This is a genomic window from Streptomyces sp. NPDC093546 (genome assembly GCF_044765045.1).
Classification (GTDB): Bacteria; Actinomycetota; Actinomycetes; order Streptomycetales; family Streptomycetaceae; genus Streptomyces.
Window position 1 is genome coordinate 116,033 of record NZ_JBIWJG010000013.1, and the last position, 22,840, is coordinate 138,872.

The 22,840-nt window shown below is 75.3% G+C and carries 19 protein-coding genes; 8 read left to right on the plus strand and 11 right to left on the minus strand.

Translation table 11 applies throughout. From position 1 onward, the window contains the following. Nucleotides 1–55 precede the first annotated feature (55 nt). Nucleotides 56–1,222 carry a lanthionine synthetase LanC family protein gene (locus ACIRNI_RS25675; protein ID WP_403554689.1) on the plus strand — a complete coding sequence of 389 codons (1,167 nt, stop codon included), beginning with the start codon at nt 56–58 and terminating at the stop codon, nt 1,220–1,222. On the opposite strand, the gene ACIRNI_RS25680 is transcribed toward ACIRNI_RS25675, so the two are convergent. Further along, nucleotides 1,187–2,350, minus strand: coding sequence for a galactosyldiacylglycerol synthase (locus ACIRNI_RS25680; RefSeq protein WP_403554691.1), 1,164 nt, complete (start codon nt 2,348–2,350; stop codon nt 1,187–1,189). The genes ACIRNI_RS25675 and ACIRNI_RS25680 overlap by 36 nt on opposite strands. Before the next feature lie 225 nt (nt 2,351–2,575). On the opposite strand from ACIRNI_RS25680, the gene ACIRNI_RS25685 reads away from it, so the two are divergent. The 6 genes from ACIRNI_RS25685 to ACIRNI_RS25710 all read left to right on the plus strand — a co-directional run bounded on the left by ACIRNI_RS25685 (nt 2,576) and on the right by ACIRNI_RS25710 (nt 7,529). Then, nucleotides 2,576–3,358, plus strand: coding sequence for an SDR family NAD(P)-dependent oxidoreductase (locus ACIRNI_RS25685; protein WP_403554693.1), 783 nt, complete (start codon nt 2,576–2,578; stop codon nt 3,356–3,358). Between the two features lie 2 nt (nt 3,359–3,360). Beyond that, nucleotides 3,361–4,245, plus strand: a complete 885-nt coding sequence (locus ACIRNI_RS25690) for a DMT family transporter (protein ID WP_403554695.1) — start codon at nt 3,361–3,363, stop codon at nt 4,243–4,245. Next, nucleotides 4,239–5,039 carry a polysaccharide deacetylase family protein gene (locus tag ACIRNI_RS25695; protein WP_403554697.1) on the plus strand — a complete coding sequence of 267 codons (801 nt, stop codon included), beginning with the start codon at nt 4,239–4,241 and terminating at the stop codon, nt 5,037–5,039. Before ACIRNI_RS25690 ends, ACIRNI_RS25695 begins: the two co-directional genes overlap by 7 nt. Nucleotides 5,040–5,199: 160 nt before the next feature. After that, nucleotides 5,200–6,270 carry a class I SAM-dependent methyltransferase gene (locus ACIRNI_RS25700; RefSeq protein ID WP_403554699.1) on the plus strand — a complete coding sequence of 357 codons (1,071 nt, stop codon included), beginning with the start codon at nt 5,200–5,202 and terminating at the stop codon, nt 6,268–6,270. A gap of 59 nt (nt 6,271–6,329) precedes the next feature. Beyond that, entirely contained in the window at nt 6,330–6,788 is a 459-nt protein-coding gene (locus ACIRNI_RS25705; RefSeq protein WP_403554701.1) for a DUF6153 family protein, read from the plus strand. 87 nt (nt 6,789–6,875) lie between these two features. After that, nucleotides 6,876–7,529: a DUF305 domain-containing protein gene (locus ACIRNI_RS25710; RefSeq protein WP_403554703.1), complete on the plus strand. Its 654-nt coding sequence runs from the start codon at nt 6,876–6,878 to the stop codon at nt 7,527–7,529. A 66-nt stretch (nt 7,530–7,595) separates the two neighbouring features. Here the strand turns inward: ACIRNI_RS25710 and ACIRNI_RS25715 are convergent, their stop codons facing one another. From ACIRNI_RS25715 to ACIRNI_RS25745, 7 genes are all read right to left on the minus strand, one after another. Beyond that, on the minus strand, nt 7,596–8,660 hold the full coding sequence (locus ACIRNI_RS25715; RefSeq protein WP_403554705.1) for a trypsin-like serine peptidase: 1,065 nt from the start codon (nt 8,658–8,660) through the stop codon (nt 7,596–7,598). 21 nt (nt 8,661–8,681) lie between these two features. Then, complete coding sequence (locus ACIRNI_RS25720; protein ID WP_403554707.1) at nt 8,682–9,806, minus strand: trypsin-like peptidase domain-containing protein; 1,125 nt, start codon at nt 9,804–9,806, stop codon at nt 8,682–8,684. After that, nucleotides 9,803–12,757: an AAA family ATPase gene (locus ACIRNI_RS25725; protein WP_403554708.1), complete on the minus strand. Its 2,955-nt coding sequence runs from the start codon at nt 12,755–12,757 to the stop codon at nt 9,803–9,805. The genes ACIRNI_RS25720 and ACIRNI_RS25725 overlap by 4 nt, the downstream gene beginning before the upstream one ends. After that, nucleotides 12,738–13,871 carry a hypothetical protein gene (locus ACIRNI_RS25730; protein WP_403554709.1) on the minus strand — a complete coding sequence of 378 codons (1,134 nt, stop codon included), beginning with the start codon at nt 13,869–13,871 and terminating at the stop codon, nt 12,738–12,740. Before ACIRNI_RS25730 ends, ACIRNI_RS25725 begins: the two co-directional genes overlap by 20 nt. A 64-nt stretch (nt 13,872–13,935) precedes the next feature. Beyond that, the gene (locus tag ACIRNI_RS25735) at nt 13,936–14,862 is read right to left on the minus strand and encodes an alpha/beta fold hydrolase (protein ID WP_403554711.1); all 927 of its coding nucleotides are present in this window, start codon (nt 14,860–14,862) and stop codon (nt 13,936–13,938) included. A gap of 68 nt (nt 14,863–14,930) precedes the next feature. Beyond that, the gene (locus ACIRNI_RS25740; protein ID WP_403554713.1) at nt 14,931–16,025 is read right to left on the minus strand and encodes an ABC transporter permease; all 1,095 of its coding nucleotides are present in this window, start codon (nt 16,023–16,025) and stop codon (nt 14,931–14,933) included. Nucleotides 16,026–16,041: 16 nt separating this feature from the next. Beyond that, the gene (locus ACIRNI_RS25745; protein ID WP_403554715.1) at nt 16,042–17,007 is read right to left on the minus strand and encodes a DUF6777 domain-containing protein; all 966 of its coding nucleotides are present in this window, start codon (nt 17,005–17,007) and stop codon (nt 16,042–16,044) included. Nucleotides 17,008–17,331: 324 nt separating this feature from the next. Here ACIRNI_RS25745 and ACIRNI_RS25750 point away from each other — a divergent pair, with 324 nt between their 5' ends. Next, on the plus strand, nt 17,332–18,663 hold the full coding sequence (locus ACIRNI_RS25750) for a streptophobe family protein (protein ID WP_403554717.1): 1,332 nt from the start codon (nt 17,332–17,334) through the stop codon (nt 18,661–18,663). On the opposite strand, the gene ACIRNI_RS25755 is transcribed toward ACIRNI_RS25750, so the two are convergent. From ACIRNI_RS25755 to ACIRNI_RS25765, 3 genes are read right to left on the minus strand one after another with little or no spacing between them, the layout of a single operon-like run. Beyond that, nucleotides 18,640–19,629: a serine/threonine-protein kinase gene (locus tag ACIRNI_RS25755; protein ID WP_403554719.1), complete on the minus strand. Its 990-nt coding sequence runs from the start codon at nt 19,627–19,629 to the stop codon at nt 18,640–18,642. The two genes, ACIRNI_RS25750 and ACIRNI_RS25755, sit on opposite strands and share 24 nt — an antisense overlap. Then, complete coding sequence (locus tag ACIRNI_RS25760; RefSeq protein WP_403554721.1) at nt 19,629–20,423, minus strand: hypothetical protein; 795 nt, start codon at nt 20,421–20,423, stop codon at nt 19,629–19,631. Before ACIRNI_RS25760 ends, ACIRNI_RS25755 begins: the two co-directional genes overlap by 1 nt. A 7-nt stretch (nt 20,424–20,430) precedes the next feature. Then, complete coding sequence (locus ACIRNI_RS25765; protein ID WP_403554723.1) at nt 20,431–22,839, minus strand: FHA domain-containing protein; 2,409 nt, start codon at nt 22,837–22,839, stop codon at nt 20,431–20,433. Nucleotide 22,840 lies beyond the last annotated feature (1 nt).

Consider the following 22,840-nt stretch of genomic DNA (forward strand, 5'->3'; position numbering starts at 1 on the left):
CCGCCCGGCCCGTCCGGGCGGCTCCGCCCACGCCGCCCCGCCCGGGAGGAGCCCGATGGCGCACACCACCCATGACACCGCTCACGACCTCGCGGTCCGGTACTTGGAGAAGTGGTCCACCGCGCCCCCCGAGGCCACGCACCCCTCCGACCCCGGCATCCCCGTCCTCGCGCATCTGCTCCCGGACAGGGACGCGGCGGCCGCCGCCGTGGCCGTCTGGGCCACGTCGGCCGGGCGCGGGCCGTCCCACCCCGCGCTGTACGACGGCGGCCTCGCCGGCACGCTCGTCGGCCTGCGCCTCGGCGCGCGCCTCCACCCCGCGCTGCACCGCGCCGCCGACCGGCTGCGCGACCACCTCACCGCCCGCCCCCCGGCGTACCGGACGGAGCGCGTCGCCTTTCCCGACTACGACCTGATCTCCGGGCCCTCCGGGACTCTCCTCGCCCTGTGCGCGGGCGCCGACCCGACACCGGTTCACCTGCGCCCGCTCGCCGCCCACCTGGCGCTCCTGTGCGACGGCGACGCACTGCCCCGCCTGAGAGCCGGACAGTACGAGGGTCACCCGTACCTCGCGTGGACGCAGGGTCGCGTCAACACCGGCATGGGCCACGGCGTCGCCGGACTCGCCACCGCCCTCACCGCAGCCCTCCGCCGCCTCGGACCCGACCCGGAGCTCACGGCCGCCCTCACCCGGGCCACCCGCTGGCTGGCGCGCCAGGCGTACGACGACGACCGCGCCATCCGCAGCTGGCCCGGTGCCGGACTCGACGGCGGCCCGCCACCGGACGGCGCGAACCGCCGCCAGGCCTGGTGCTACGGCAACCCGGGCGTCGCCTGGGCGCTGTGGGACGCGGCCGACGCGCTCGGCGACAAGGAGGCGACCGAGGAAGCCGCCGGGGCCTTCACCACCCTCGCCGAGCGCTACGACGAGGAGTTCCACCTCTTCGGCGACACGCCCGGTGACCTGCTGGGCCTGTGCCACGGAGCGGCGGGCGTCCTGGCCGTCGCCGACGCCTTCGACCGGCACGCCCGCGTGCCCGCCGCGGCCGCGCTCAAGGAACGGCTCGTCCGCCACCTGGTGGCACGGCTGCCCGACACGTGGGACGACCTCGACGCCTGGCCGCCGGGCCTGCTCTGCGGCGTACCCGGCGCGCTCGGCGCCCTGCTCACCGCCGCCCACGGCGCCTCACGCGCATGGCTGCCCTGCCTCGGGCTGCGCTGACGGGTCGCCGGCCGGCGGCTCGCCGAGCCCCGCCACCAGCCGCGCCGCGTCGTCCCGGAACACCGCGGCGCCGCGCTCCACGCGCCGCTCCCGCTCCGGCCCCGGGCGCACCAGCCGGTCCGCCAGCCCCAGCAGCTCCGCGACACCGGACGCGTACACGGTCAGGCCCTCGGCGGCCATCCGCCGTACGCCGACGGCGCCGTGCCCCGGGATGGGCCGGTAGCCGATGACGGGCACGCGCGCGGCGAGCGCCTGGACCGAGGTCTGGCCCGCCGCGTTGTCCACCAGCAGCCGCGCGGCCGACATCAGCCCGGGCATGTCGTCCACCCACCCCAGCGCCAGCACCCCCTGCACCCGGGCCGCACGCCGCCGCAACCCTGCGTCGCGCCCGCACAGCAGCACCGGCAGGAACCCGCGACCGGCCAGCGCCCCGGCGGTCGCCAGAAGCCCCTTCCCCACGCCCCACGCCCCGGCGGACAGCAGCACCGGCGGCCGCCCGCCGCCCGCCCGCGCCAGGCGCTCCGCCCACGCCTCCGACCGGGGCGGGCGGTCGAACCCCGGCGGCACCACGGGCCCCGGCGCGGCGGCCGGGCGCCCGGTGAGCGCCCGGGCCGTCCGCGCCCCGGCCTCCGACACGCACAGGAACACGTCGTTCCCCGGCTCCAGCCACGCCCGGTGCAGGGCGAAGTCCGTGACGAACACCGCGCTCGGCACCCGCAGCGTGCCGCGCCGCCGCATCCGCCCCGTCACCTGGCCCGCCAGATGGAACGTCGACACGACGACGTCCGGCCGCCAGCTCCGCACCAGCGCGCCCAGCCGCTTCTCGGCCAGCGCGGCCATCGGCGACACGTCGAGCCGGCCGCGCGCCGGTGCCGCGCCCCGCGACGCCCCCGCCGGGCCTGCCTCCGCCGGCCCCGGCGCCAGGAAGACCGCGTAGATCAGCTCGTACAGCCAGGGCACATGACGCACCGTGAACCGGTAGAACGACCGCACCCCCGGCCCGGCCCCCGGCGGCAGGAGCGTCAGCACATCGCGGACGAGGACGTCGTGGCCCGCCGCCCGAAGCCGGCGCGCCAGCTCGGCGGCCACCGTGTCGTGGCCCGCGCCCATGCTCGCGCTGAGCACCATGCACCGCCGCCCCATGGACGCCTCCCGACCTCGACGCCGGTCTCGGTTCCCGGCGGATTCCATGCTCGTCCGTCCGGGTGCGGGGCGCGGCCCGGGAAGGCACCGAATCGGCCTGTTCGGGTGGATCTGCGCTGGAACGTGGCTGGCGCGCCCGCTCCCGGGAGGCGAACCGGCTGGAAACGGGGACGCTGGAAGGGCACGTTCCCTACACCCCGGAGGATCCAGATGCCCCCGACACCCGCAGGGCAGGCACCCGCAGGGCCGGTCGCGCTCGTCACGGGAGCCTCCTCCGGGATCGGCGAGGCCGTGGCCGACCGCATCGCCGCGGCCGGCCGGGACTGGCGCCTGCTGCTCGGCGGGCGGGACGAGGAACGGCTGGACGCGGTGGCCCGGCGCACCGGAGGCACACCGCTCGCGGTCGACCTGGGCGACCGTGAGGGCGTGGAACGGCTCGCCGCCGAGGCCCTGAAGCGGGAGGGCCGCGTCGACGCGCTGGTCACCGCCGCCGGGGTGGGCTGGGCGGGGCCGTTCGTCGGCATGCCGGGCGACGACATCGACCGGCTGCTGACCGTCAACCTCACCGGAGTGCTGCACCTGGTGCGGCTGGTGCTGCCGGGGATGGTGGAGCGTGGAACGGGACGCATCGTCGTCATCGGGTCGATGGCCGGCCGTGTCGGCGTCGCCAACGAAGCCGTGTACGCGTCCACGAAAGGCGGCCTGCTCGCCTTCGCCGAGAGCCTGCGCTACGAACTCGCCGGTACGCGCGTGCGCGTGACGGTCGTCCTGCCGGGCGCGGTCGACACCCCGTTCTTCGACCGCCGGGGCGTCCCGTACCACCGCGACCACCCGCGGCCGGTGCCCCCCGAACGGGTGGCGGACCTGGTGTGGCGGGCCCTCGCACGCGGCACCGACCACGACCTGTACGTCCCCGGATGGCTGGCGATGCCCGCCCGGATGCAGGGCGCCGTGCCGGGCTTCTTCCGCGCCATGGCGAAGCGGTTCGGCTGATCGTGCTCGCCCTGTCGATCCTTCTGGCGCTGCTCGCGGCGCTCGGAAACGCCGGCGCCTCCGTGCTCCAGCGGCGTGCCGCCGCCGACGTCGGACCCGGCCCCGGCCCGTCCCGGGCCCGGGGCGGGTGGATGGCGGTCCTGGTGCACCGGCGGGTGTGGGTGTGGGGCGCCGGGCTCCTCGCCGTCTCGGGCATCCTCCAGGCGCTGGCCCTGGCCACGGGCCCGCTCTCCATCGTGCAGCCCGTCATGAGCACCGAGCTGATGTTCACGCTCGTCCTCGGCAGCGTGGTCTTCCGCCGCAGCCCCGACACCGCCACTCGCTGGGCCTTCGCCGCCATGGCGGTCGGCCTCGCCGCCTTCCTCGCCCTCGCGGACCCCTCGGGCGGCCGGGACACCGTCCCCCCGGCCGACTGGCTGTGGACCGCCATCGCCGTCGGCGCGTTCGTCGCCGTGATGATCGCCGTGTCCGTACGGCTGCCGTCCGCGCCGCGCGCCGCCGCCCTCGGCACGGCCACCGCGACCGGCTTCTCCTGCACCGCCGCGCTGCTCAAGGACGCCCTGGGGCGGCTGCCGGACGGGATCGGAGCGGTCCTCACCACCTGGCAGCCGTACGCCGCCATGGGCGTGGGCCTCGCCAGCTTCCTGCTCCTCCAGGTGACCCTGCGGGCGGGCACCCTGGTGGCGTCCCAGCCCGCGATGACCCTCGGCGACGCGCTGCTGAGCGTGGTCCTCGGCGTGACGCTCTTCGCCGAGAAGGTCCACCTCGGGTGGCGCGTCGGGTTCGAGGTGCTGGCCCTCGCGATCCTCACCGCCGGCTGTGTCCACCTGGCCCGCTCCCCGCTGGTGGCCGAGGAGCCAGAGGCCAACGGGCGGTCGAAGTGGTAGGCCCCCTGAGCTCGCGCACGGCCGCGTGGGCGGCCCTGACCGCCGCCGCCTGGCACGTCGGCCCCGCCGTGACCTGGCTGCCCGGGCCGCGCGCGCTGCTGTGGCCGGGGCTCGACGGACGCGGCGACCCCTCGCGCGTCGCGCTCACCTTCGACGACGGCCCCGACCCCGCCAGCACCCCCCGCTTCCTGCGAGCCCTGGACGAACTCTCCGTCCGCGCCACCTTCTTCGTCCTCGGGGAGCGGCTGGCACGCCACCCGGACCTCGGGCGCCGGATCGCCGCCGAGGGCCATGAACTGGCCGTCCACGGCTGGCGCCACGACCGCCCCTGGTGCCCCCGGCCGCTGCGCGACCCCCGCGACCTGGCGCGCACCACGGAACTCGTCGCCGAAGCGGCCGGGCAGCAGCCCCTGTGGTACCGGCCCCCGTACGGCATCCTCACCGGCGGGCGCTGGGCCGCGGCCCGCGCCGCCGGGCTGCGCCCGGTGCTGTGGTCGGCGTGGGGCCGCGACTGGACCGCCGACGCCACCCCCGGCAGCGTCCTCGCCGAGGTGACGAGGACCCTGCGCGGCGGGGGCACGGTCCTGCTCCACGACTCCGACGTGACGAGCGCGCCCGGCGCGTGGCGGGCCGCCCTGGGGGCCCTGCCCGGCCTCGTCGCCGCGTGCCGGGCGCGCGGCCTGACGGTCGGACGGCTCGCCGACCACGGCCTGGGCGGCCGGCCGGCGCGCGGACGGCGGACCTTCGGAGCCGGGGCCGGGGCCGAACGTGCTGCCTCCGGGCCGGACGGGTGACCCGGCCGCGCGTCGGCCCGGGCGGACGCCGCGCCCCTGGCAGGGTGGGAGCCGTTAACTCCCAAGCGCCCCCGCCGCAGGGGGCTGCTGGGCCGGGTCCCCCGGGGCGGTCAACGCCGCGCCGGGGGACCCGGCCTTGCCCGAGGAGGGCGTGACACGAGTGACGCGAGTGGAATCGGGAGCGGAATCGGAGGCGGAGGAGTTCGCCGCCCGGGTGGCCGGCGTCCTCAACAACGCGTGCCTGGCCCTGCTCACCAGCGTCGGCCACCAGACCGGCCTCTTCGACGTCATGAGCACCCTGCCGCCCGCCACCAGCCGGGCCGTCGCCGACGCCGCCGGGCTGCACGAGCGGTACGTACGCGAGTGGCTGGGCGGCATGGTCGTGGGCGGCTTCGTCACGTACGACCCCGAGGGCCGGACCTACCGCCTGCCGCCCGCACACGCCGCCTGCCTCACCACGGCGGCGGGCCCCGACAACCTCGCCGGCATGATGCAGTACATCGCGCTGCTGGGCAAGGTCGAGCAGCAGGTCGTCCACTGCTTCCGCACCGGCGGCGGCGTACCGTACTCCGCCTACCCGCGCTTCCAGGCCCTCCAGGCCGAGGAGAGCGCCCGCGTCTACGACCGCGCGCTGGTCGACACGATCCTCCCGCTCGCCCCCGGCGTCGTGGAGCGGCTCCGGGACGGCATCGACGTCCTCGACGTGGGCACGGGCCAGGGCCACGCACCCGTGGTGCTGGCCCGTGCCTTCCCGCACAGCCGCTTCCACGGCCTGGACCGGTCGGAGGAGGGCATCGCCGCGGGCCGCGCCGAGGCCGAGCGCCTCGGCCTGGACAACGTCCGCCTCACCGTCGGCGACGCGACGGACCTCCCCGGTACGTACGACCTCATCACCGCCTTCGACGTCATCCACGACCTCGCCGAACCCGGCCCCACACTGGCGGCGATCGCCGGCGCGCTGCGCGAGGGCGGCACGTTCCTGATGGGCGACATCGCCGCCTCCAGCAGCCTGGAGAAGAACATCGGCCACCCCTTCGGGCCGGCCCTCTTCGGCTTCAGCCTCTTCTACTGCATGACCACCTCGCTCTCCACCGGCGGCGCCGGCCTCGGCACGGTGTGGGGCGAGCAGACCGCCCGCCGCATGCTGCACGAGGCGGGCTTCCCCGAGGTGGAGGTCCGGTCGGTCGAGGGCGACCCGCTGAACGTCTACTACATCGCCCGCCCGAGGTGACCGGCCCCGGTGACCACCCCGGCGCCCGGGGTGCCGCCCGGCCGCCTACCATGGCTGACGTGATCGCCGCGCAGCACCGCCGACCCGTACGCCCGACGGCGTACCGGCGCGTGCTGCTCGTCTTGGCCGTGCTCGCCGGAGTGTTCGCGATGCACGGGCTGGCCGCCGGTACGGCGGCGCCGCAGCCTCACGCGGGTGCGCAGCCCCACGCGGGCGGCGCGCACGGAGCACGAGCCGTCGCGCACACCGTCCACGTCGCGCACACCGTCCACGTCGCGGGCGACGCCTGCGAGCACCTGGACGAGGCCGGGGCCGGACACGGCGGGGCCGGTCACCTCGACCACGCGGACGCCACCTGCGCCGCCGGTGGCGTCTCCACCGCGCCCGCCCCCGCACCCCTCGCCCCGAGTGGCGTGGAGCCGGCGACGGCGTTCGCGCCGCCGTCCCGCCCGGCCGCCGGCGCGGCCACCGAGCGGGCCCCGCCGGACCTCGCACAACTCCAACTCCTGCGCATATAGCGGCCCCCGCGCGGCGCGCGGCCCCTGACGGGACCGTCGCCGTGCCCCGAGCCGTACCCACCTCATGCGCAAGGAGTGCACCACCCCATGTTCACGACCACTCGACGTTCCCGTGCCCGCCGTGCGGCCGCTTCCGCCGCCGCCGTCGTCACCGCCGCGCTCGTCCTCGCCGCCTGCGGCGGCGACGGTGACGGTGACACTCCGTCCGGCCGCACCGGCCAGGCCACCCCGTCCAGCGCCCCGGCCTCGCCCGGCCAGGGCGCGCACAACGCCGCCGACGTCGCCTTCGCGCAGGGCATGATCCCGCACCACCGGCAGGCCGTGGAGATGTCCGAACTGGCCGCCGACCGGGCCGCCGCCCCGGAGGTCAAGGAGCTTGCTGAGAAGATCAAGAAGGCCCAGGACCCGGAGATCCGGACGCTGTCCGGGTGGCTCACCTCCTGGGGCGAGCAGGTGCCCGGCGAGGACGCCGGGACGGACCACGGCGGCCACGACGGCCACGACGGCATGGCCGGCATGATGACCGAGGAGGAGATGGAGCGGCTGTCGAACTCCTCCGGCAAGGCCTTCGACACGGCGTTCCTGGAGCTGATGGTCAAGCACCACCAGGGCGCGGTGGAGATGGCGAAGAAGGAGCAGGCCGAGGGCTCCTACGCGCCCGCCAAGAAGATGGCCGGCGACATCGTCGCCGCGCAGTCCGCCGAGATCACCGAGATGAACAAGCTGCTCGGCAAGGGCTGAGCCGATGGGTACGGCCGGGCGGTCCGCGACACGGAGCCGCCCGGCCCGCCCCGCACAGCCGCAGGGTCACACGAAGTTCAACCCGGCTCCCTCCAGCAGGGGGTCCTCCACCATCTGCCACAGCGGCACGGCGTAGTTGCCGATGCCGTACCGGCCGCCGAAGTGGAGGCCGAGGACGCGGTGGTCGGTGAGGTCGAAGACGGGCGAGCCGCTGTTGCCGCCGAGCGTCGAGCAGTCGTGCTTCATGACGTACTGCTCGGCCGCGAGCTCCGTGGCCGTCCCCGGCTGGAGGCGCTTGACGTTGTAGACGTCCATGAAGATCCGGCGCATCGACTCCGGTTCGTTGCGCCGGCCGTCCCAGGCGGGGTAGCCCACGCAGTACACCGGGTGCCCCGGCAGGTCGGCCGGCGCGTCCGCCGCCACGGCCAGCGGCGTCCGCAGCCCGTCACCGCCGTCGCCGGGGGCGATCCGCAGCAGGGCCATGTCCACCTCCGGGTGGATGCCCAGCACTTCCTCGATCTCGTACGACGGGCCTCCGGTCCCCGGCAGCGCGCCGTACTCCTCCGCCGTGTCCATCCGGGCCGCCATGCCTTGCTGGAAGCTCCAGCCGTCGCCGTCGGCCCGCGCGAACTCCACGGCGACATGGCGGTTGGTCATGATCACGTCCGTGCCGACGAGGAAGGCGGTGCCGATCCAGTCCAGGCTGAGGTGACCCGTGACCTCCACCCGCCCCACGCGCGCGATCGAGTCGCGGATCGCGGGCCGATGGTCGTCGAGCACTGCCCAGTCGCCCGCCTGGGACGGGAAGTCCGAGCCCTGGACGAGGAGGGCGGGCCTGCCCTCCAGCAGGACGATCGCCTCCATTCCGAAGAACTCGTCGTCGGTGATGTCGTCGCCACGCCCTCCGGCGAGCTTCTCCAGACCGTCGGCCCCCGCCGACAGAACCCGGGCCCGCTCCTGCCCGGCGAAGTCCGCGATGTGACCGGCGGGCCCCTCCTTCGGCGCGAGCTCCTGCTCCGACTCCGGCACCTCGCGCGCCAGCCCTTCCCGTACGCGCGCGGCGACCTCGGCCAGGTCGGTGAACACCCGCTCGGTCTCCGTGGCCACGGGGGACCTGTTTCTCTCTCGCATACGCCTCACCTCACTTGTGTGTCACTCCTGTTGCGCCGCCTCGATCTCGGCGTGGACGGCGGGACTCGTCGCAGCCAGGTGGCCCAGCACGGCGGCCAGCTGGGTCCCCACGTTCACGAAGGTCTCCGTCCTGCCCTGAAAGCTCGCGTTCCCCACCCACTTCGTCCCGCGGTGCAGCGCCACCACCCGCCAGTCGTCGGTGAGGACGGGCGAGCCGGAGGACCCGCCGCGGGTGTCCGTGAAGTAGCGCAGGTCGCGCTCGTCGGCCTCGTACACGACGTTGTTGCGCAGCGCCACGCGCTTGGGCAGGCCGCTCGGGTGCTGGATGATGTTGACGGCGACGGGGTTGTCGGACACGACCGTCAGCGGGCGCCGGGCGACCCTCAGCACCGGGCGGCTCGGGGCCTCGGCCAGGCGCAGGACCGCGTAGTCCAGGTCCGGATCGGCAGCGACGAGTAGGGCGACGGCCGCATCCTCCGCCTCGCCGTCCGCGTCCGTGTCGTAGTCGAACCGGGCACGGGCGTGCCGTGCCTGGAGGAGCAGGTCGTCCGGCGCGGCCGCCGCGCTGCCGCCGGTGCGGGCGTTGACCACATGGTGGTTGGTGACCAGCAGGTCCGGCGTGATGAGCCAGCCCGTACCGGAGTGCGGAGAGCCGTTCGGCTGGAGCGGTGCGCCGCCTTCGTACGGCGGGACCGTGACGCGCGCGACCGCCGCTCCGGCCCGGTCGCCGTCCCGCAGGAAACCGAAGGGCACGGTGTCGTCCCGGTTGACCTGCTGCTCCTTGACCTCGGGGAGGTCCAGCCCGGTCAGGACGTCGGGCTCGCCGGACGAGTCCCGCACCACGTCGTCCAGGGCGCGCTGGAAGACGGCGAGCGGTGCCGCCTCGCTGGTCTGCGCGATGGCGTTGCGCAGCCAGATCTCCAGCGGTACGCGGGTGTCCACGAGCCGCTCCACGCGGTTCATCTCGTTGAGGTCCGAGTGCAGTTGCCGCCCCGGCGCGGGCACCAGCGGCAGGGTGCCGCGGTAAGCCGGCATGATGTTCTCGAAGAGCAGGGGCCGCACCGACGGGTCGGCGAGTCCCGCTTGGAGGGCGGCGTCCCGTACTTCGAGGATCCGGTCGGGCGGGAGATACGGGGTCGAGGTCATGGCGGTCCTGTCGTACGGGTCGTGGGTGTGTGGGTCGTCGGCGCCGGGGCCGGCGGGGGAGGCCCGGGCCGGTCGCGGCCCGGGGCGTCCAGGCCCATCGCCGCCGCAACTCCGGCGGCGATCTCACCGCTGCCGTCCGGCACGTCGAGCAGCCGCCGCGCGAGCGCGTCCAGCGTGCCGTGGCCGCGCGCCAGGCGCAGGATTTCGGTGACGCTGGACGGCGGCGGCGCGTCGGGCCGCCGCGCCGGACCCGCCGCGTCGACCAGCAGGTCCATCACAGTGCCCAGGAGCCCGGGCCGGTGCGCCACCGCCCGGCGGATCGCCGCTCCGAGCACGTCCGGTACACCGTCGTCGGCCGGCAGGCCCACGGCCGCCAGCGCATGGCCCAGCGCCTGCGGATCCCGCGCGTGGACCTGCGAGGCGGCAGCCCGTACGAGCTCGGGCTGACCGGCAAGCACCGCGTCCGGCAGCCGGCGCAGCCGCCGCGCCAGCCGGCCGTCGGCGCCCTCGTCCCCCGGGGCCCCCGCCCCGTCGGTCAGGCGCGTACGGGCGAGCAGGGCGCCGATCGCCTCCAGCTCGTGCCCGAGGCGTACCGCGATGTCCTCCGCCAGGCGCAGGTCCCGGTCGGCGGCCTCCAGGTCGCCGTCCTCCTGGGCGAGCCGTGCCGCCAGCAACAGCAGCTCCAACTGCCGGTCGGCGCACATCCCCACATCGATCGCCTCGATCGCCGCCGCCACGGCCTCACGGGCCTCCGCGCGGCGGCCCAGCCGGTCGAGCGTCTCGGCGTGGAGCGCGTGCAGCGGGCTGCACGGCGTCCACGGGCGGCGTTCGGTGAGCCGGGCCGCCGCGTCCCCGGCGAGGCCCTGGGCGAGCAGGTCCTCCACCTCACGGGCCGCCAGCCGCTCCCAGTCCTCCTGCTCGGCGCCCGCCATCACCCGCTCCGGGGCCGCCCGGCCGGACTTCGCGGCCAGGAAGGCCGCCGCGCGGGGGCTCAGGTCCCGCTCCGCGCCCGCCAGGAACCGCTCCACCCCGGGCAGCCACCGCTCCTCCACAGACCGGGGGTTCTCGCCCAGCCGCAGCCGGTGGTAGATCTCCTCGGCCCGCGCCTCGGGCCCGCCCCGGGCGGCGTAGAACTCCACCGCGCGCCGCTCGACCTCCTGGGTCAGCTCGGTACGGTCCTGGCCCAGCAGCCGCAGCATGATGCAGCGCACGTCCGGGCGGTGCCGCAGCGCCGAGGGGCCGGCCGGTTCGACCAGGTCCAGCCGGGCCAGCTCGTCGAAGAGCCGCCGTGCGTCGCCCGGGGTCTCCACGCGCAGGCCGCAGGGCACGGCGAGGACCTCCTTGACGATCTCGGGCGTGATCACGCGCAGCACCAGCCCCGGATGGGCGAGGCGCCGGACCTCGTCGTCCGCGATGTGGTGGAGGATGCGGTCGTACAGGATGCCCTGGACCAGCATCCGGTCCACGCGCTCGAAGAACCGTTGCCGCGGCGCCGGGAGGGTGTCGATGAGATCGCCCGTCGCGACCCCGGCGACCAGGGCGGCACGGGCGGCGAGCTTCAGGCTCAGCGGATGTCCGCCCACCCGGTCCGCCAGCATGCGGGCCAGCTCCGGATCGGACACCCCGCACGACTTCAGCAGCCTGATCGACGCCTCCGGGTCGAGTTCGGCGAGCTCCAGGTCCCGGGAGGCGACCGTCTGCGCCGGGTGGCCGACGGGCGCCCGCCCGGAGACCAGCACCCGCAGCCGCGGGTGGACGGAGTGGAACGCGGTGAAGACCGCCCACAGCCGGCCGACGGCCGGCGACCCGCGGTACTGTGCCTCCTCGAACGAGTCCAGGACGACCACGAACGGTGCGTCCGCCTGCCCGGCACCGGCCATCGCCCGCACCAGCACCTCGGCGACCCGGCGCACCAGCACCGTCTCCCGCTCGGTGGCCAGCACCAGGTACTCGTACGACGACCTGCGCCCCAGCACCGCCCGGGTGGTGGACAGCCGGTGCAGCCGCGACAGCCGCTCCAGGTCCTCCCGCTCGCCGCCCGCCACCTCCTGCGCCTCGTCCGCCAGCGCGTCGAAGGCGGCGTGGTCGCCGGGGTACTGGACGGCCAGCTGACGGGCGGCCTCGGCGATGAGGGTGCTCGGCTCGTGCACCGACAGCGAGGGCCGCTCGAAGTCGACGTACGCGAACGGAAACCCGGGCGTCTCCCGGTCGACGCTCTCCAGCAGGAACGCGGCGAGCAGCGTGGACTTGCCCATGCCACCCGGGCCGTGGACGACCAGGGGCCCGACGGGGAGGGACCCGGGACCGCCGCCGGACAACCCGGTGTAGGCGCGCAGCTCCCGCAGCTCGGCGCCGCGGCCCTGGAAGGGCTCGCGTACGAGACGCCTCAGCGGCTCCAGCAGCCGGGCCCGGTCGAGGGCGCGCCGGACCTCGTCCACCTCCGGCAGTCCGGTGACGCCCGGCACCAGGGAGAGCCACAGCACCGCCTGGAGGATGTCGGCCAGCTTGTCGGCGGATTTCCGCCCCAGGTCGGGCGGGTGGCCGGAGAGGCAGGCCAGCGCGGCCTGTTCGGGCCCGGGTTCGCCCGCGAACTGGTGGGCGTTGCACTCCAGGAGCCGCCGCGCGGTCCCGGGCCCCGCCAGCCCGGCGAGCGTCTCCTCCCGTACCCGGCGCTTGAGGCTCCACCGCCCGGTGTCCGCCCCACCGCCGGCGCAGTCGTCGAGCAGCTCCAAGACCGCGTCGCCGTGAGGCCTTTCGTCGTCCGGCAGCCGCAGCCGCTGGGGGTCGAACGAGCCGAGGAGACACGCCGCCTCGCGGTACGCGCGGTGGCGGCCCGAGACGTCGGGCGGTGGCTCCGCGCCGGCGCGCAGCTCCCGGCGCAGCCGGGTGGCGAACAGCTCCCGCAGCGCCTCGGGCCCGGCCGGGCCGCGGTCAGAGGGTCCGGTAGACATGGATGGCTGCCTCCACCGCCGTACAGAGCCTGCGCATGTAGCTGTCGCCGTCGCCCGCCCCGGCGGCGCGCAGCACCTCCTCGACGGCCACGTCCACGAGCGCGGCGATCTCCGCGTCCCTGGGAGGACCGGAGGCGAGGGCGGCGACGGGGGCGGGCGGGGCCTCGTGGAAGTACTGGTGGAAGAAGGCGCGCAGGTCGGCGCGGTTGGCGACCCTCGCGGTGTCCCGGCAGACGCTGCCGCGCACGTCGTACGGCAGCTGACGCGTCGTGGGCCCGTAGCCGAGGAGCACCAGCCGGGGCGCCTGGGGGCCCCGTACGGCGGCGTGCTCGTAGATGGCGAGGGCGAGCCGGCCGATGAGGTCCCACACGTCGGAGGTGGCGTCGAGCTTGTCGCACTCGTCCAGCACCAGCCAGAAGGTGTCCTCCGCGGCGGTGGCCCGGCGGACCACCGAGTGGACGGCGTCCTCGACCGACGGCACCGGCTCGTCCCGTCCGGCGGGGTCGAGCGGCGGTGGTGCGGCGGCGTGCGGCTCGGCGACGAACTCGGCCAGCCGCCGCAGCACCCGGGCCGCGGTCGAGGTGGGGGAGAGGGTGACGCGCGCCGGCCGGAAGCCGCTGTGCTGCCCGACGTGCCGGATGAGCGTGTACGTGTACGAGCGGCCGCTGTCCGGGTCGCCGTCCACCACGAGCACCGACTTCTCGGGGTCCTGGACGAAGTGGCGCAGTGTCTCGCGCAGGTCCTGGCGGTCGATGAACGCCTCGGTGCCATTCTTGAGCAGGAGGGTGCGGAAGCTGTCCTGGGAGGCGTGGACGCGCTGGTCCTCCCGCAGCCGCTCCAGGAACTCCCGCGCCTTGTGGATCTCGGGCCGTACCGCCAGCCGGTCGTTCGCGGCGACGGCCTCGACGAGCCGCAGCTGGCTCGGGATGTCCCGGCGGGAGGCGCGGACGAGCTCGTGGGCGTTCTCGGCGCTGACGGCGGTCAGCGGCAGCCTGGCGACGAAGTCCGGCGGGAAGCCGGCCTGGGCGAGTCCGGTGTGCGGGTCGACGGTGTCCAGGAGGTACTCGCGCACCCACTGGGTCACGAGATGCCATTCCGGTTCGGCCAGGGGCATGGGCCCACCTACCAGGGTTGAGGCCCCCTCCTCGTCCCCCTCTTTTGTCATATTCACACCCGGTTCAGGCTCCCGCAAGGCGGTCCAGGACCTCCTGGCACGCATTCCTGACCTGCGCGTCCGACAGGTACGGGGCGATCCGGTGGTGGTTGGGGCTGTCGTTCACCACCAGCAGGTCCGTGATCAGCTCCGGTGGCGCGTACTCGGGGCGCAGCGTGTGGTCCAGGGCCACCAGGTCCCGCAGGTCCGACGCGTTGCGCCAGGCCCTTACCCCGGCGGGCACGGCGGGCGGCGCGGCCAGGTGGTCCTGCACCTCCTTGACGGCGAGCGGCGAGCCGACGGTCACGAAGAGCTCGACCTCCCGCCGTGTCTCGGCCAGCACCTCGTACGCGACGATGGAGCCGAGGCTGTGGCCGACGACGAGGAGCGGCGCGTCGCCGACCGCGTCGAGCTCCGTCCGCAGCACGTCGCGGATGGCGGGGCCCGCGCCACCGAAGAAGTAGGCGTGCACGTCTTTGAAGGTGTGCTTGACGAGGATCCGGAACACCGCCTTGCGGACCGGCGCCGGCAACGGAAACGCCTCGTCCAGGCCGGATCCTCGGCGCGGTTCCGTCTCGGCCATCGTGTCCGCCAGGTACGTCATGTCGCGCAGCCAGCGGCCCAGCGGGTCCCCGGCCTCGCCCGTCCACGGGCCTTCCGGCGCGGCGCCGCCCGACTCGAACCACGACTCCCCGAGCGTGCGCGCCACGAACTCCTCCGGCGCCTCGACGGCCGTCGGCCCGGGCATCTCCTCGAAGGCTTCGGGTGCGCCGTCCAGCGGGTCGGGCTCGGAGTCGGGCAGCGGCGTGTCGTAGCGCAGGGGCGCCCAGTAGGCCATGCGGGACACCTCGCCCATGTCCCGGCCGAAGAGCGCCTGGTCCCACTGCGACTTCAGCAGCTCGGCGCGGACCTTGTTGCCGTTGCCGTGGACGTAGATCACCCTGGGTCGCATGGCGGCTCCCGTCCCCCCTGGGAAAGGCACTCCCAGTATCCCAGCCGCTCTCGGGAGTGTCTTGTGGATCAGGCCGCCGCGTGTGCCGGGGCCCGGTCGCGGCCGCCCGGGTGGCGGTGGCGCCAGACCCAGAAGACGGCGCAGGACAGCAGCGCCCATCCGCCCAGGACCGCGAAGGGGAACAGGTGCTGGTGGTCGCCGAAGTACACCGCCGTGTGCTGCGCGTTCACCGAGGCGCCGGGCGGGAGCCAGCGACCGATGTGGCCGAGGGCGGAGGGCAGCAGTGGCCAGGACACGGCGCCGCCGGACGACGGGTTGCCCAGCAGGACCATCAGGCCCCAGGTGGGCAGCATCGCCCACCGCCCCATCAGGGTGTTGAACATCGTGAACACCATGCCCGAGGTGAACATCGTCAGGGCGAGGATCAGCCACGACTCCACGAACGGCAGGTCCAGCGCGCCCAGCAGCCAGTCGGCGGTCGCCGCGATCGCGAAACCGCCCAGCAGCGCGTACGCCGCGGTGAAGGCGATCCGCTCGCCCGGGTCGAGCGCGCGGGCGTGCACGCTCAGCTGGATGGCCCCGACGAAGCCGATGATCACGGCGGCGAGCGAGATGTAGAAGAGGGCCAGCCCGCGCGGGTCGCCCGGCTGGAGCGGTTTGACGTCCCGCACCCGGACCGGCACGCCCGTCGCCCTGCCCACCGCCGGACCCGCCTCGGCCAGCACCTGCGCCACGGTCGCGCCCGCCGCCCCGGCCACGTCCAGCTCCACACCGCGCTGCCGCACCGTCAGGACGGCGAAGACCTCCTGCTCCTCCACGGCGCGCCGGGCCCCGGCCTCGTCGGCGTACCGGCGCACCTTCAGCGAGGCGTTGAGGGCCTTCTCCATGCCCGCGACGAACCGCCGTCCGTGCGGCGCGTCGGCCGGTCCGACGAGCGCCGTCGGAATGTGGCGGGGCGTCGGGTTCGCCATGGTGTACGTGTACGAGCCGGCGAAGAGCGCCGCCGCGGCGGCCAGGATCAGCACCAGCACGGAGGCGGGCAGGAAGGGCGACTTCCGGACCGACGCCCACCGGTCGGCCCGGGTCGGGGGCCTGCCGTGGGCGCCGTGCTCGGGACGTTCCCCGCGTTGCTCGGCGGGTTGCTCGGCGGCTGTCTCGGGCATGGTGCGGGCGAGGGGGTCAGACCGCCGGAGGCGGGGGTTCCACCGGCTCCGGCGGCGCGGCCGGGGACGTGTCGGTGCCCGGGTCCCGCGGGCTCGGTGGCGAGGTGTCGGGCGCGGGCTCCGGCGTGGTCGGACCGTCCGGCGTCGAGGGCCCCGGCGACTTGGGCGTCCTGGGCGCCTCGGGCGACGGCGGGGTGCGGCCCGGCGACGGCGGGGTGCGGCCGGGGGAGGGCGACGCCGTCTCGTCGTCCTTGCGGTGGCCCTTCTCGCCCGGCGGGCGCTCGATGTACCCGCCCTCCTTGACGTCGACGATGACGAACTCCTTCACGACCGAGCGCGACGGCTTGACGACCGCCGTCTTCGACAGGTCGTACCCCGGCCACGGGTCGCCGACGGGCCGGTACGTGCCCCGGCGCACCGGCTCCTGAAGGGGGTTGCCGCAGGCGCAGCGCACCCGCGGCACGCCGTGCGCGTCGACCATGACGGCCGTACCGGCCTGCAGCACCGCCTGGTAGGGGGCGGCCTTGCCGTCGCGGAAGCCGTGGTTGGTGACCCAGGTGTCCTTCGTCAGCCGCATCGGGGTCAGCCCGCGCAGGTACGCCGGGACCGCGGACGGCGCCACGTGCAGCGCGGAGGCGAAGGCCGCGTTCTTCTCGGGCGCCTTGCCGAGGAAGCCGATCTGGCGCTCCACGTCGCAACTGGCCACGTTCTTGGTGCCGCCGTAGAGGCCGTCCCACGAACCTTCGTACACCGTGGGCCTGTTCTCCCGTGGGGGCGGGGTCGTCGGCGCGGGCGGGGTGGTCGGGGCCGCGGTCGGCCGGTCGTCCTCGTCCTCCGTCGAGTCGGTGAACGGGTCCGGGCCGGCCGCCGAGGCGTTCTGGAGGGAGATGGTCCCCCCTCCGGCCGTGCCGCCGCCCTCCTTGTCCCCGTCCCCGCCGAGGCGGGGCAGGAGTACGGCGAGCACCACGGCGAGCACGACCACGCCCGCGACCACCGCGATCTTGGGGGCCGACCGCCACCACGGGCCACCGGTGCCGCCGCCGCGACGACCCCCGCCGCCCCCGCCGTCCCCCGCCGGCTGGGAGCCCGAACCGGAGAGGGGTCCGGAGGGCGGGCCGGTCGGCGGACCCGAGGGAGGGCCCGTGGGGCGATCGGGAGGCGGCTGGGAAGTCACAGTTTTTCCCTTTCTTCCGTTCCGGGTCATTGTGTGTTCCGTACGGGCGGGGCTCGCAAGCCGAGGCGGCGGCGCAGCGCCGAACGGCCCTCCCCGCGGGCGAGGGGACTGGCGCCCGCTTAACGTGAGACCGTGAGTCGTCAGGCCCGTCAGGTCCGTCAGGTCAGCCCCGGGGGCGCCCCGCCCGGCGGCGCGGGGCGCGTCGCCCGCGACTGGGGCCACGCCCTCCTCGCGGTGCTCGCGGGGGTCGCCGCCATGGCCGTCACGGCCGCGCTCGGCCTGTGGGTCGCGGGCGCCGCCGACCTGCCCGAGGGCGCGTTCCCCAGCGTCGTGGCCGCCGTCGTCGTCATGGCGGCGGGCGGCTCCGTCGGACTCGCCGGGGACGCCGGGGCCTTCGCCGGGACGGACGCCGAACTGACCGCGATGCCGCTCTCCGTGACCCTCGCCGGGGCGCTCGCCACCGGCACCGTCTTCCTGCGGCCGCTGCGCCACCACGCCGTCACCGGTACCGGTGAACTCCTCGCCCGCATCGCCCGGACGGCCGTCCTGTGGCTGGCGGCGCTCGCCGCGCTCACCGCCCTGGCGCGCCACAGCTTCACCCTCGACCCGGGGGACACGGCGGGCGACATCCTCGACTTCCTCGGTGCCACCCCCACGCTCGGCTTCCGCGCCGACCTCGGGCCCACGCTGCTGTTCGGCCTGCTGTGGGTGCTCGGGGTGCTCCTCGCCGCCCTGCTCGTCTCGCGCACGGCCGCGCTCCCCGCCCGGCTGCTGCGCTACCAGGAGGCCGTCCGTCCCGCCGCCTTCGCGATGCTGCTGCTGGTCCTCGCGTACGTCGTCGTCGGGCTGGTCGTCGGCCTCGTCGTGGCGGCCACCCGGGGGCACCCCGCCGACACCTTCGCGGTGATCCTCCTGGGCCTGCCGAACGTCGTCTGGCTCGCCCTCGGCGTCGGGATCGGCGGCGCCTGGGACGGCCGGGCGGAGGGGCCCTTCGGGCTGCCGATGCCGAAGGTCCTGGACGCGGTGATGCGCGGCTCCCCGGACGCCACCGTCGACGTGGGCTCACTCGCCGAACAGGACGCGCGCGCCTGGTGGCTCATCCCGGTCGCCGCCGTCCTGCTGCTGGCCGCGGCCTTCGTCATGGCGGTCCGCTCACCGGCCCGCACACGGCTGTGGCAGCACGCTGTGCACCTGGGCGCCGCCTTCGCGCTCACCATGCTGGTGATCATCCCCGTCACCCGCGTCTCCGCGCGGTACGGCCTGTCGATGATCATCATCGGGGACGTCGACGCCTTCAGCGGTGAGGTCGCGCTGCGGCCGCACTTGTGGACGATGGTCGGCCTCGCCCTGGCCTGGGGCCTGGTCGCGGGCTTCCTCGGCGGACTGCTCGCCTCGCGGGTACGCCGCCGGGGCGAGGTCCAGGTCACGCCCGGGGCCCCGCTACAGCCCCCGGAAGACCGGTAGCGCCCAGCGCGGCGGCCCGGGCGGCGGTCCGGTCTCCGGCGCGGGCGGGGGCGCGGGCTCCGGCGTGCGCCGGCGGTCGTCCGCCAACAGCGCCTCGCGCAGCTCCACGACGAACCGCAGGCACGTGTCGTACCGCTCCTCCGGCGTCTTCGCGAGCGCCTTCGCCATGACCTCGTCCACGGCGGACGGCAGCTCCGGCCGCTCACCGGTCAGCGGGGGCGGCGGGTCGTACTGATGGGCCCACAGCAGCGCCATGTCGTCGTCCCGCCGGAACGGCGGCGCGCCCGCCAGCGTCTCGAAGACGACGCACCCCAGGCTGTAGACGTCGCACCGCCCGTCCACCGGGCGCCCCGAGATCTGCTCCGGCGCCACGTAGTCGAGCGTCCCCACGAACTGGCCGACCGTCGTGAACCCGGTCAGCGACAGCGACTTCTTCGTCAGGCCGAAGTCCGTGAGGTACGCGTGCTCGGGGTGGTCGCTGTCCGTGCCCGCCGCGACCAGGATGTTGCCCGGCTTGACGTCCCGGTGCACCAGGTCGTGCGCGTGCGCCGCGTCCAGCGCCGACGCCACCTGTACGGCGATCCGCGCGGCCTTCTCCGGCGGCAGGGGCCCCTCGAGGTCGAGCAGCGCGCGCAGGTCGTGCCCGGCGACGTACCGCATCGCGATGTACAGCACGCCGTCGGTCTCGCCCGCCTCGAAGACCGGCACGATGTGCGGGTGGTCGATCGCCGCGGCCGCCCGCGACTCGTGCACGAACCGCTTGCGGAAGGTGTCGTTGCGCGCCAGCTCCGGCGCCAGCAGCTTGAGCGCCACCGTGCGGTCCAGCCGCAGGTCGCGGGCGCGGTACACCACCGCCATGCCGCCCCGGCCGATCTCCCGCTCCACCTGGTAGTCCGCGATCCGCGTGCCGGTCAGCCCGGAGGGCCGCCCGGCCGGCAGCTCGGCGCTCCCGGTGCCGCCGCTCATCACCGCTCACGCCCGGCGCCGGGGCCGCCGCCGTCGCCGGGCCACTCCACGACCCGCGTCGGCTCGTGCGGCACGGGGACGGCGGGATCGACGACGCGCGTGGCGTCCGCGTCCGAGCCCGCATCCGTGTCCGTGTCCGCGTCCCGGTCCGCGCCCGGGTCCGCCTGCGCGTCACCCTCCGCCGGGCCGTCGGAGGGTGCGGCGGACGCCGGGGCTGCGGGTGCTGCGGGGGCCGCCGACAGCGCGGGGGCCACCGGGGCTGCCGACGGCGAGGAGCCCGCGGGGGCCGCGCTCGCCGACGGGCCCGCCGACGCCGCGTACGTGCTCATCCTGCGCCCGTCGCAGTACACCCAGCGCTCGTGCTCGGCGTCGTACAGCCACAGCGCCTCCCCGTCGACGACCACGCCGACCCGCAGCCCGCGCGTGCGGCGGCGGAAGTCCTCGCCGTCCGTCCGGCCCGACGCCAGCTCCTCCGCCGCGCGCCGGTAGCGGCCCAGCGCATCCTCGGCCCGGCCGAGCAGCGGCCGCGGATCGGCCGCCCGGCTCGCCGGCTGCCCGGCGGCCGGGGGATCGGCCGGTACGGAGACGAGCAGCCGCCCGTCCACCCAGGCGGTCCAGCCGTTGGAGCACAGGATCCGCCCCCAGTCGCCGACCCGGTCCATCAGCTGCACGGGCAGGAACGGGTCCAGCGGTGCCGTCGGCCGCGCCCGGTCCGGCGCGTCCCAGGCGGGCAGGCCCCCGCGCGGGACGACGTGCGTCGGCCGGAAGTCGGGGCTCGTCGGGTGGGCGACCATGAACCGCCTACTTTCGCATGATCACGGGTTCGTGCCGGCGCAGCAGCCGGGCGACCAGCACCCCGAGGACGAGGCTCAGCACCGCCAGCATCCCCACGTCCAGCAGCCACGTGCCCAGGGAGTGCTCGAACAGCGGATCGGCCGTCTTCTCGCCCGGCACGATCCGCCCGATGCCGATGGTGGCTCCCATCGCCCCGAACGCCCACCGCGACGGCACCAGCCACGCCAGCTGCTCGATGACCAGCGAGCCGCTGATCGTCAGGAGCCCGCCGCAGAACACCACCTGGACGATCGCGAGGAGCACCAGCAGCGGCATGGTGACCTCCTCCTTGCGCACCAGCGCGGACACGAACAGCCCGAGCATCATCGCCGTGAAGGCCAGCAGCGCCACGGCGACCACGATCTCCACGAGCGGCGGCATCAGCACGCCCTCGCCGCGCGGGGCGTTCAGCGGCACGCCGACGAGCGCCACCAGCGTCAGCACGACGGCCTGCACGACCGTGATCGTGCCGAGCACCACCACCTTGGACATCAGGTACGCCGATCTGGACAGGCCGACGGCTCTCTCCCGGCGGTAGATGGTCCGCTCTTTGACCAGCTCCCGCACCGCGTTGGCGGCGCCCGTCAGGACCCCGCCCACGCACAGGATGAGCAGGACGTTCATCGTCGACTCGGGCCCGAGGCGGCCCTCCGACAGGGCCCGGGCCATCGCCCCCATCACGAACGGCAGCGCGATCATGATGGCGAGGAAGGTCCGGTCGGCACCGAGCGCGGCCGCGTACCGCCGCACGAGCGTACGCAGCTGGGCGCCCCAGCTCTGCGCCTTCGGCGGCGGCTCGGGCACGACATCGGCGGCGGCAGCGTCGCCGCCGTCACCGTCGCCCGACGGCTGCGGCGGCCGCCGCATGGCTCCCGCGATGTACCGCTGGTGGAAGGCGGAGGCGCGGTACCGGCCCGCCCAGTCGTGGTCGCGGTCGTTCTCGAACGCTTCGAACGCCTCCGGCCACTGCGCGAACCCGAAGAAGCCGAGCGCGTCGCCGGGCGGCCCGTAGTACGCGATCCGCCCGCCGGGGGCGAGGACCAGCAGCCGGTCGCACACGTCGAGGCTCAACACGCTGTGCGTGACGACGATGACCGTACGGCCGTCGTCGGCGAGCCCGCGCAGCATGTGCATCACCGACCGGTCCATGCCCGGGTCGAGACCGGAGGTCGGCTCGTCGAGGAAGAGCAGCGACGGCTTCGTCAGCAGCTCCAGCGCGACGCTGACCCGCTTGCGCTGGCCGCCGGAGAGGCTGTGGATCGGCTGCCCCGCCCGCTGCTCCAGGCCCAGTTCGCGGATGACCTCCTCCACGCGCGCCCGCCGCTCGGCCTTCGCCGTGTCCTCCGGGAAGCGCAGCTCGGCGGCGTACGTCAGGGCGCGGCGCACGGTCAGCTGGAGGTGCAGGATGTCGTCCTGCGGTACGAGCCCGATGCGCTGGCGCAGTTCGGCGTAGTCGCGGTACAGGTCGCGCCCGTCGTACAGGACGGTGCCGTGGTCGGCGGGGCGCTGGCCGGTCAGCGCGTTGAGGAGGGTGGACTTGCCGGCGCCGCTCGGTCCGACGACGGCGAGCAGGGCCTTCTCGCCGACGGGGAAGGTGACCTCGTCGAGGAGCGTCTTGCGGCCGTGGTCGACCGTGACGGACAGGTCCTGGACGTCGAGCGAGACCTCGCCGGTGTCGGTGAACTCCACCAGCTGGTCGCCGACCAGGCAGAACGCCGAGTGCCCGATGCCGACGATGTCGTCGGGCGTCACCCGGGCGCGGGCCACTCGCCGCCCGTTGAGGAACGTGCCGTTGTGGCTGCCGGTGTCGTGGATCCAGTACGTGCCGTCCGGGTGCGCCTCCAGCTCGGCGTGGCGGCGCGAGACCGTCAGGTCGTCGACCACCAGGTCGTTGTCGGTGGCGCGCCCGATGCGCACCGTGCGCGCGGTGGGCAGGGGGCGCACGGACGTGGGCTGCCGGAAGGTGCCGGTCGCGGCGGGCATCGAGACGGAGGACGGTCGGGGCAGGGGCGGGGCCGTCGACGGCCCCCGTGCCGCAGGCCCCCGGGGCGCCGGTCCGTGCGGCGACAGGATCGCGCACGGCCCCTCTGCGGGATGCCCGAACCGGATGACGCTGCCGGGGCCCACCTCCCACACGCGTACGCGCCCGCCCTCGGTGAAGGTGCCGTTGGTGCTGCCGTCGTCGTGGACGGTCCAGTGGCCGCCGTCGGCGCGCAGCTCCGCGTGGTGCCACGAGATCCGGGCATCGTGGAGCACGATGTCGCTGGTGGGGTCGCGCCCGACGCGGTAGACCCGGCCGGGGGTCATGACGGTGCTGTCCCCGTCGATGTCGAGTACCAGCTCGGGTGCGGGGGGCGCGAAAGGCCGCTCTCCCATA

What these genes read in the sequence shown, in the direction of transcription:
- ACIRNI_RS25680 (WP_403554691.1), bottom strand. Translation starts at nt 2,350, where the DNA reads ATGGTGCTCAGCGCGAGCATGGGCGCGGGCCACGACACGGTGGCCGCC.
- ACIRNI_RS25685 (WP_403554693.1), top strand. Translation starts at nt 2,576, where the DNA reads ATGCCCCCGACACCCGCAGGGCAGGCACCCGCAGGGCCGGTCGCGCTC.
- ACIRNI_RS25675 (WP_403554689.1), top strand. Translation starts at nt 56, where the DNA reads ATGGCGCACACCACCCATGACACCGCTCACGACCTCGCGGTCCGGTAC.
- ACIRNI_RS25710 (WP_403554703.1), top strand. Translation starts at nt 6,876, where the DNA reads ATGTTCACGACCACTCGACGTTCCCGTGCCCGCCGTGCGGCCGCTTCC.
- ACIRNI_RS25755 (WP_403554719.1), bottom strand. Translation starts at nt 19,629, where the DNA reads ATGAGCGGCGGCACCGGGAGCGCCGAGCTGCCGGCCGGGCGGCCCTCC.
- ACIRNI_RS25730 (WP_403554709.1), bottom strand. Translation starts at nt 13,871, where the DNA reads ATGCCCCTGGCCGAACCGGAATGGCATCTCGTGACCCAGTGGGTGCGC.
- ACIRNI_RS25725 (WP_403554708.1), bottom strand. Translation starts at nt 12,757, where the DNA reads ATGTCTACCGGACCCTCTGACCGCGGCCCGGCCGGGCCCGAGGCGCTG.
- ACIRNI_RS25715 (WP_403554705.1), bottom strand. Translation starts at nt 8,660, where the DNA reads ATGCGAGAGAGAAACAGGTCCCCCGTGGCCACGGAGACCGAGCGGGTG.
- ACIRNI_RS25760 (WP_403554721.1), bottom strand. Translation starts at nt 20,423, where the DNA reads ATGGTCGCCCACCCGACGAGCCCCGACTTCCGGCCGACGCACGTCGTC.
- ACIRNI_RS25740 (WP_403554713.1), bottom strand. Translation starts at nt 16,025, where the DNA reads ATGCCCGAGACAGCCGCCGAGCAACCCGCCGAGCAACGCGGGGAACGT.
- ACIRNI_RS25765 (WP_403554723.1), bottom strand. Translation starts at nt 22,839, where the DNA reads ATGGGAGAGCGGCCTTTCGCGCCCCCCGCACCCGAGCTGGTACTCGAC.
- ACIRNI_RS25735 (WP_403554711.1), bottom strand. Translation starts at nt 14,862, where the DNA reads ATGCGACCCAGGGTGATCTACGTCCACGGCAACGGCAACAAGGTCCGC.
- ACIRNI_RS25720 (WP_403554707.1), bottom strand. Translation starts at nt 9,806, where the DNA reads ATGACCTCGACCCCGTATCTCCCGCCCGACCGGATCCTCGAAGTACGG.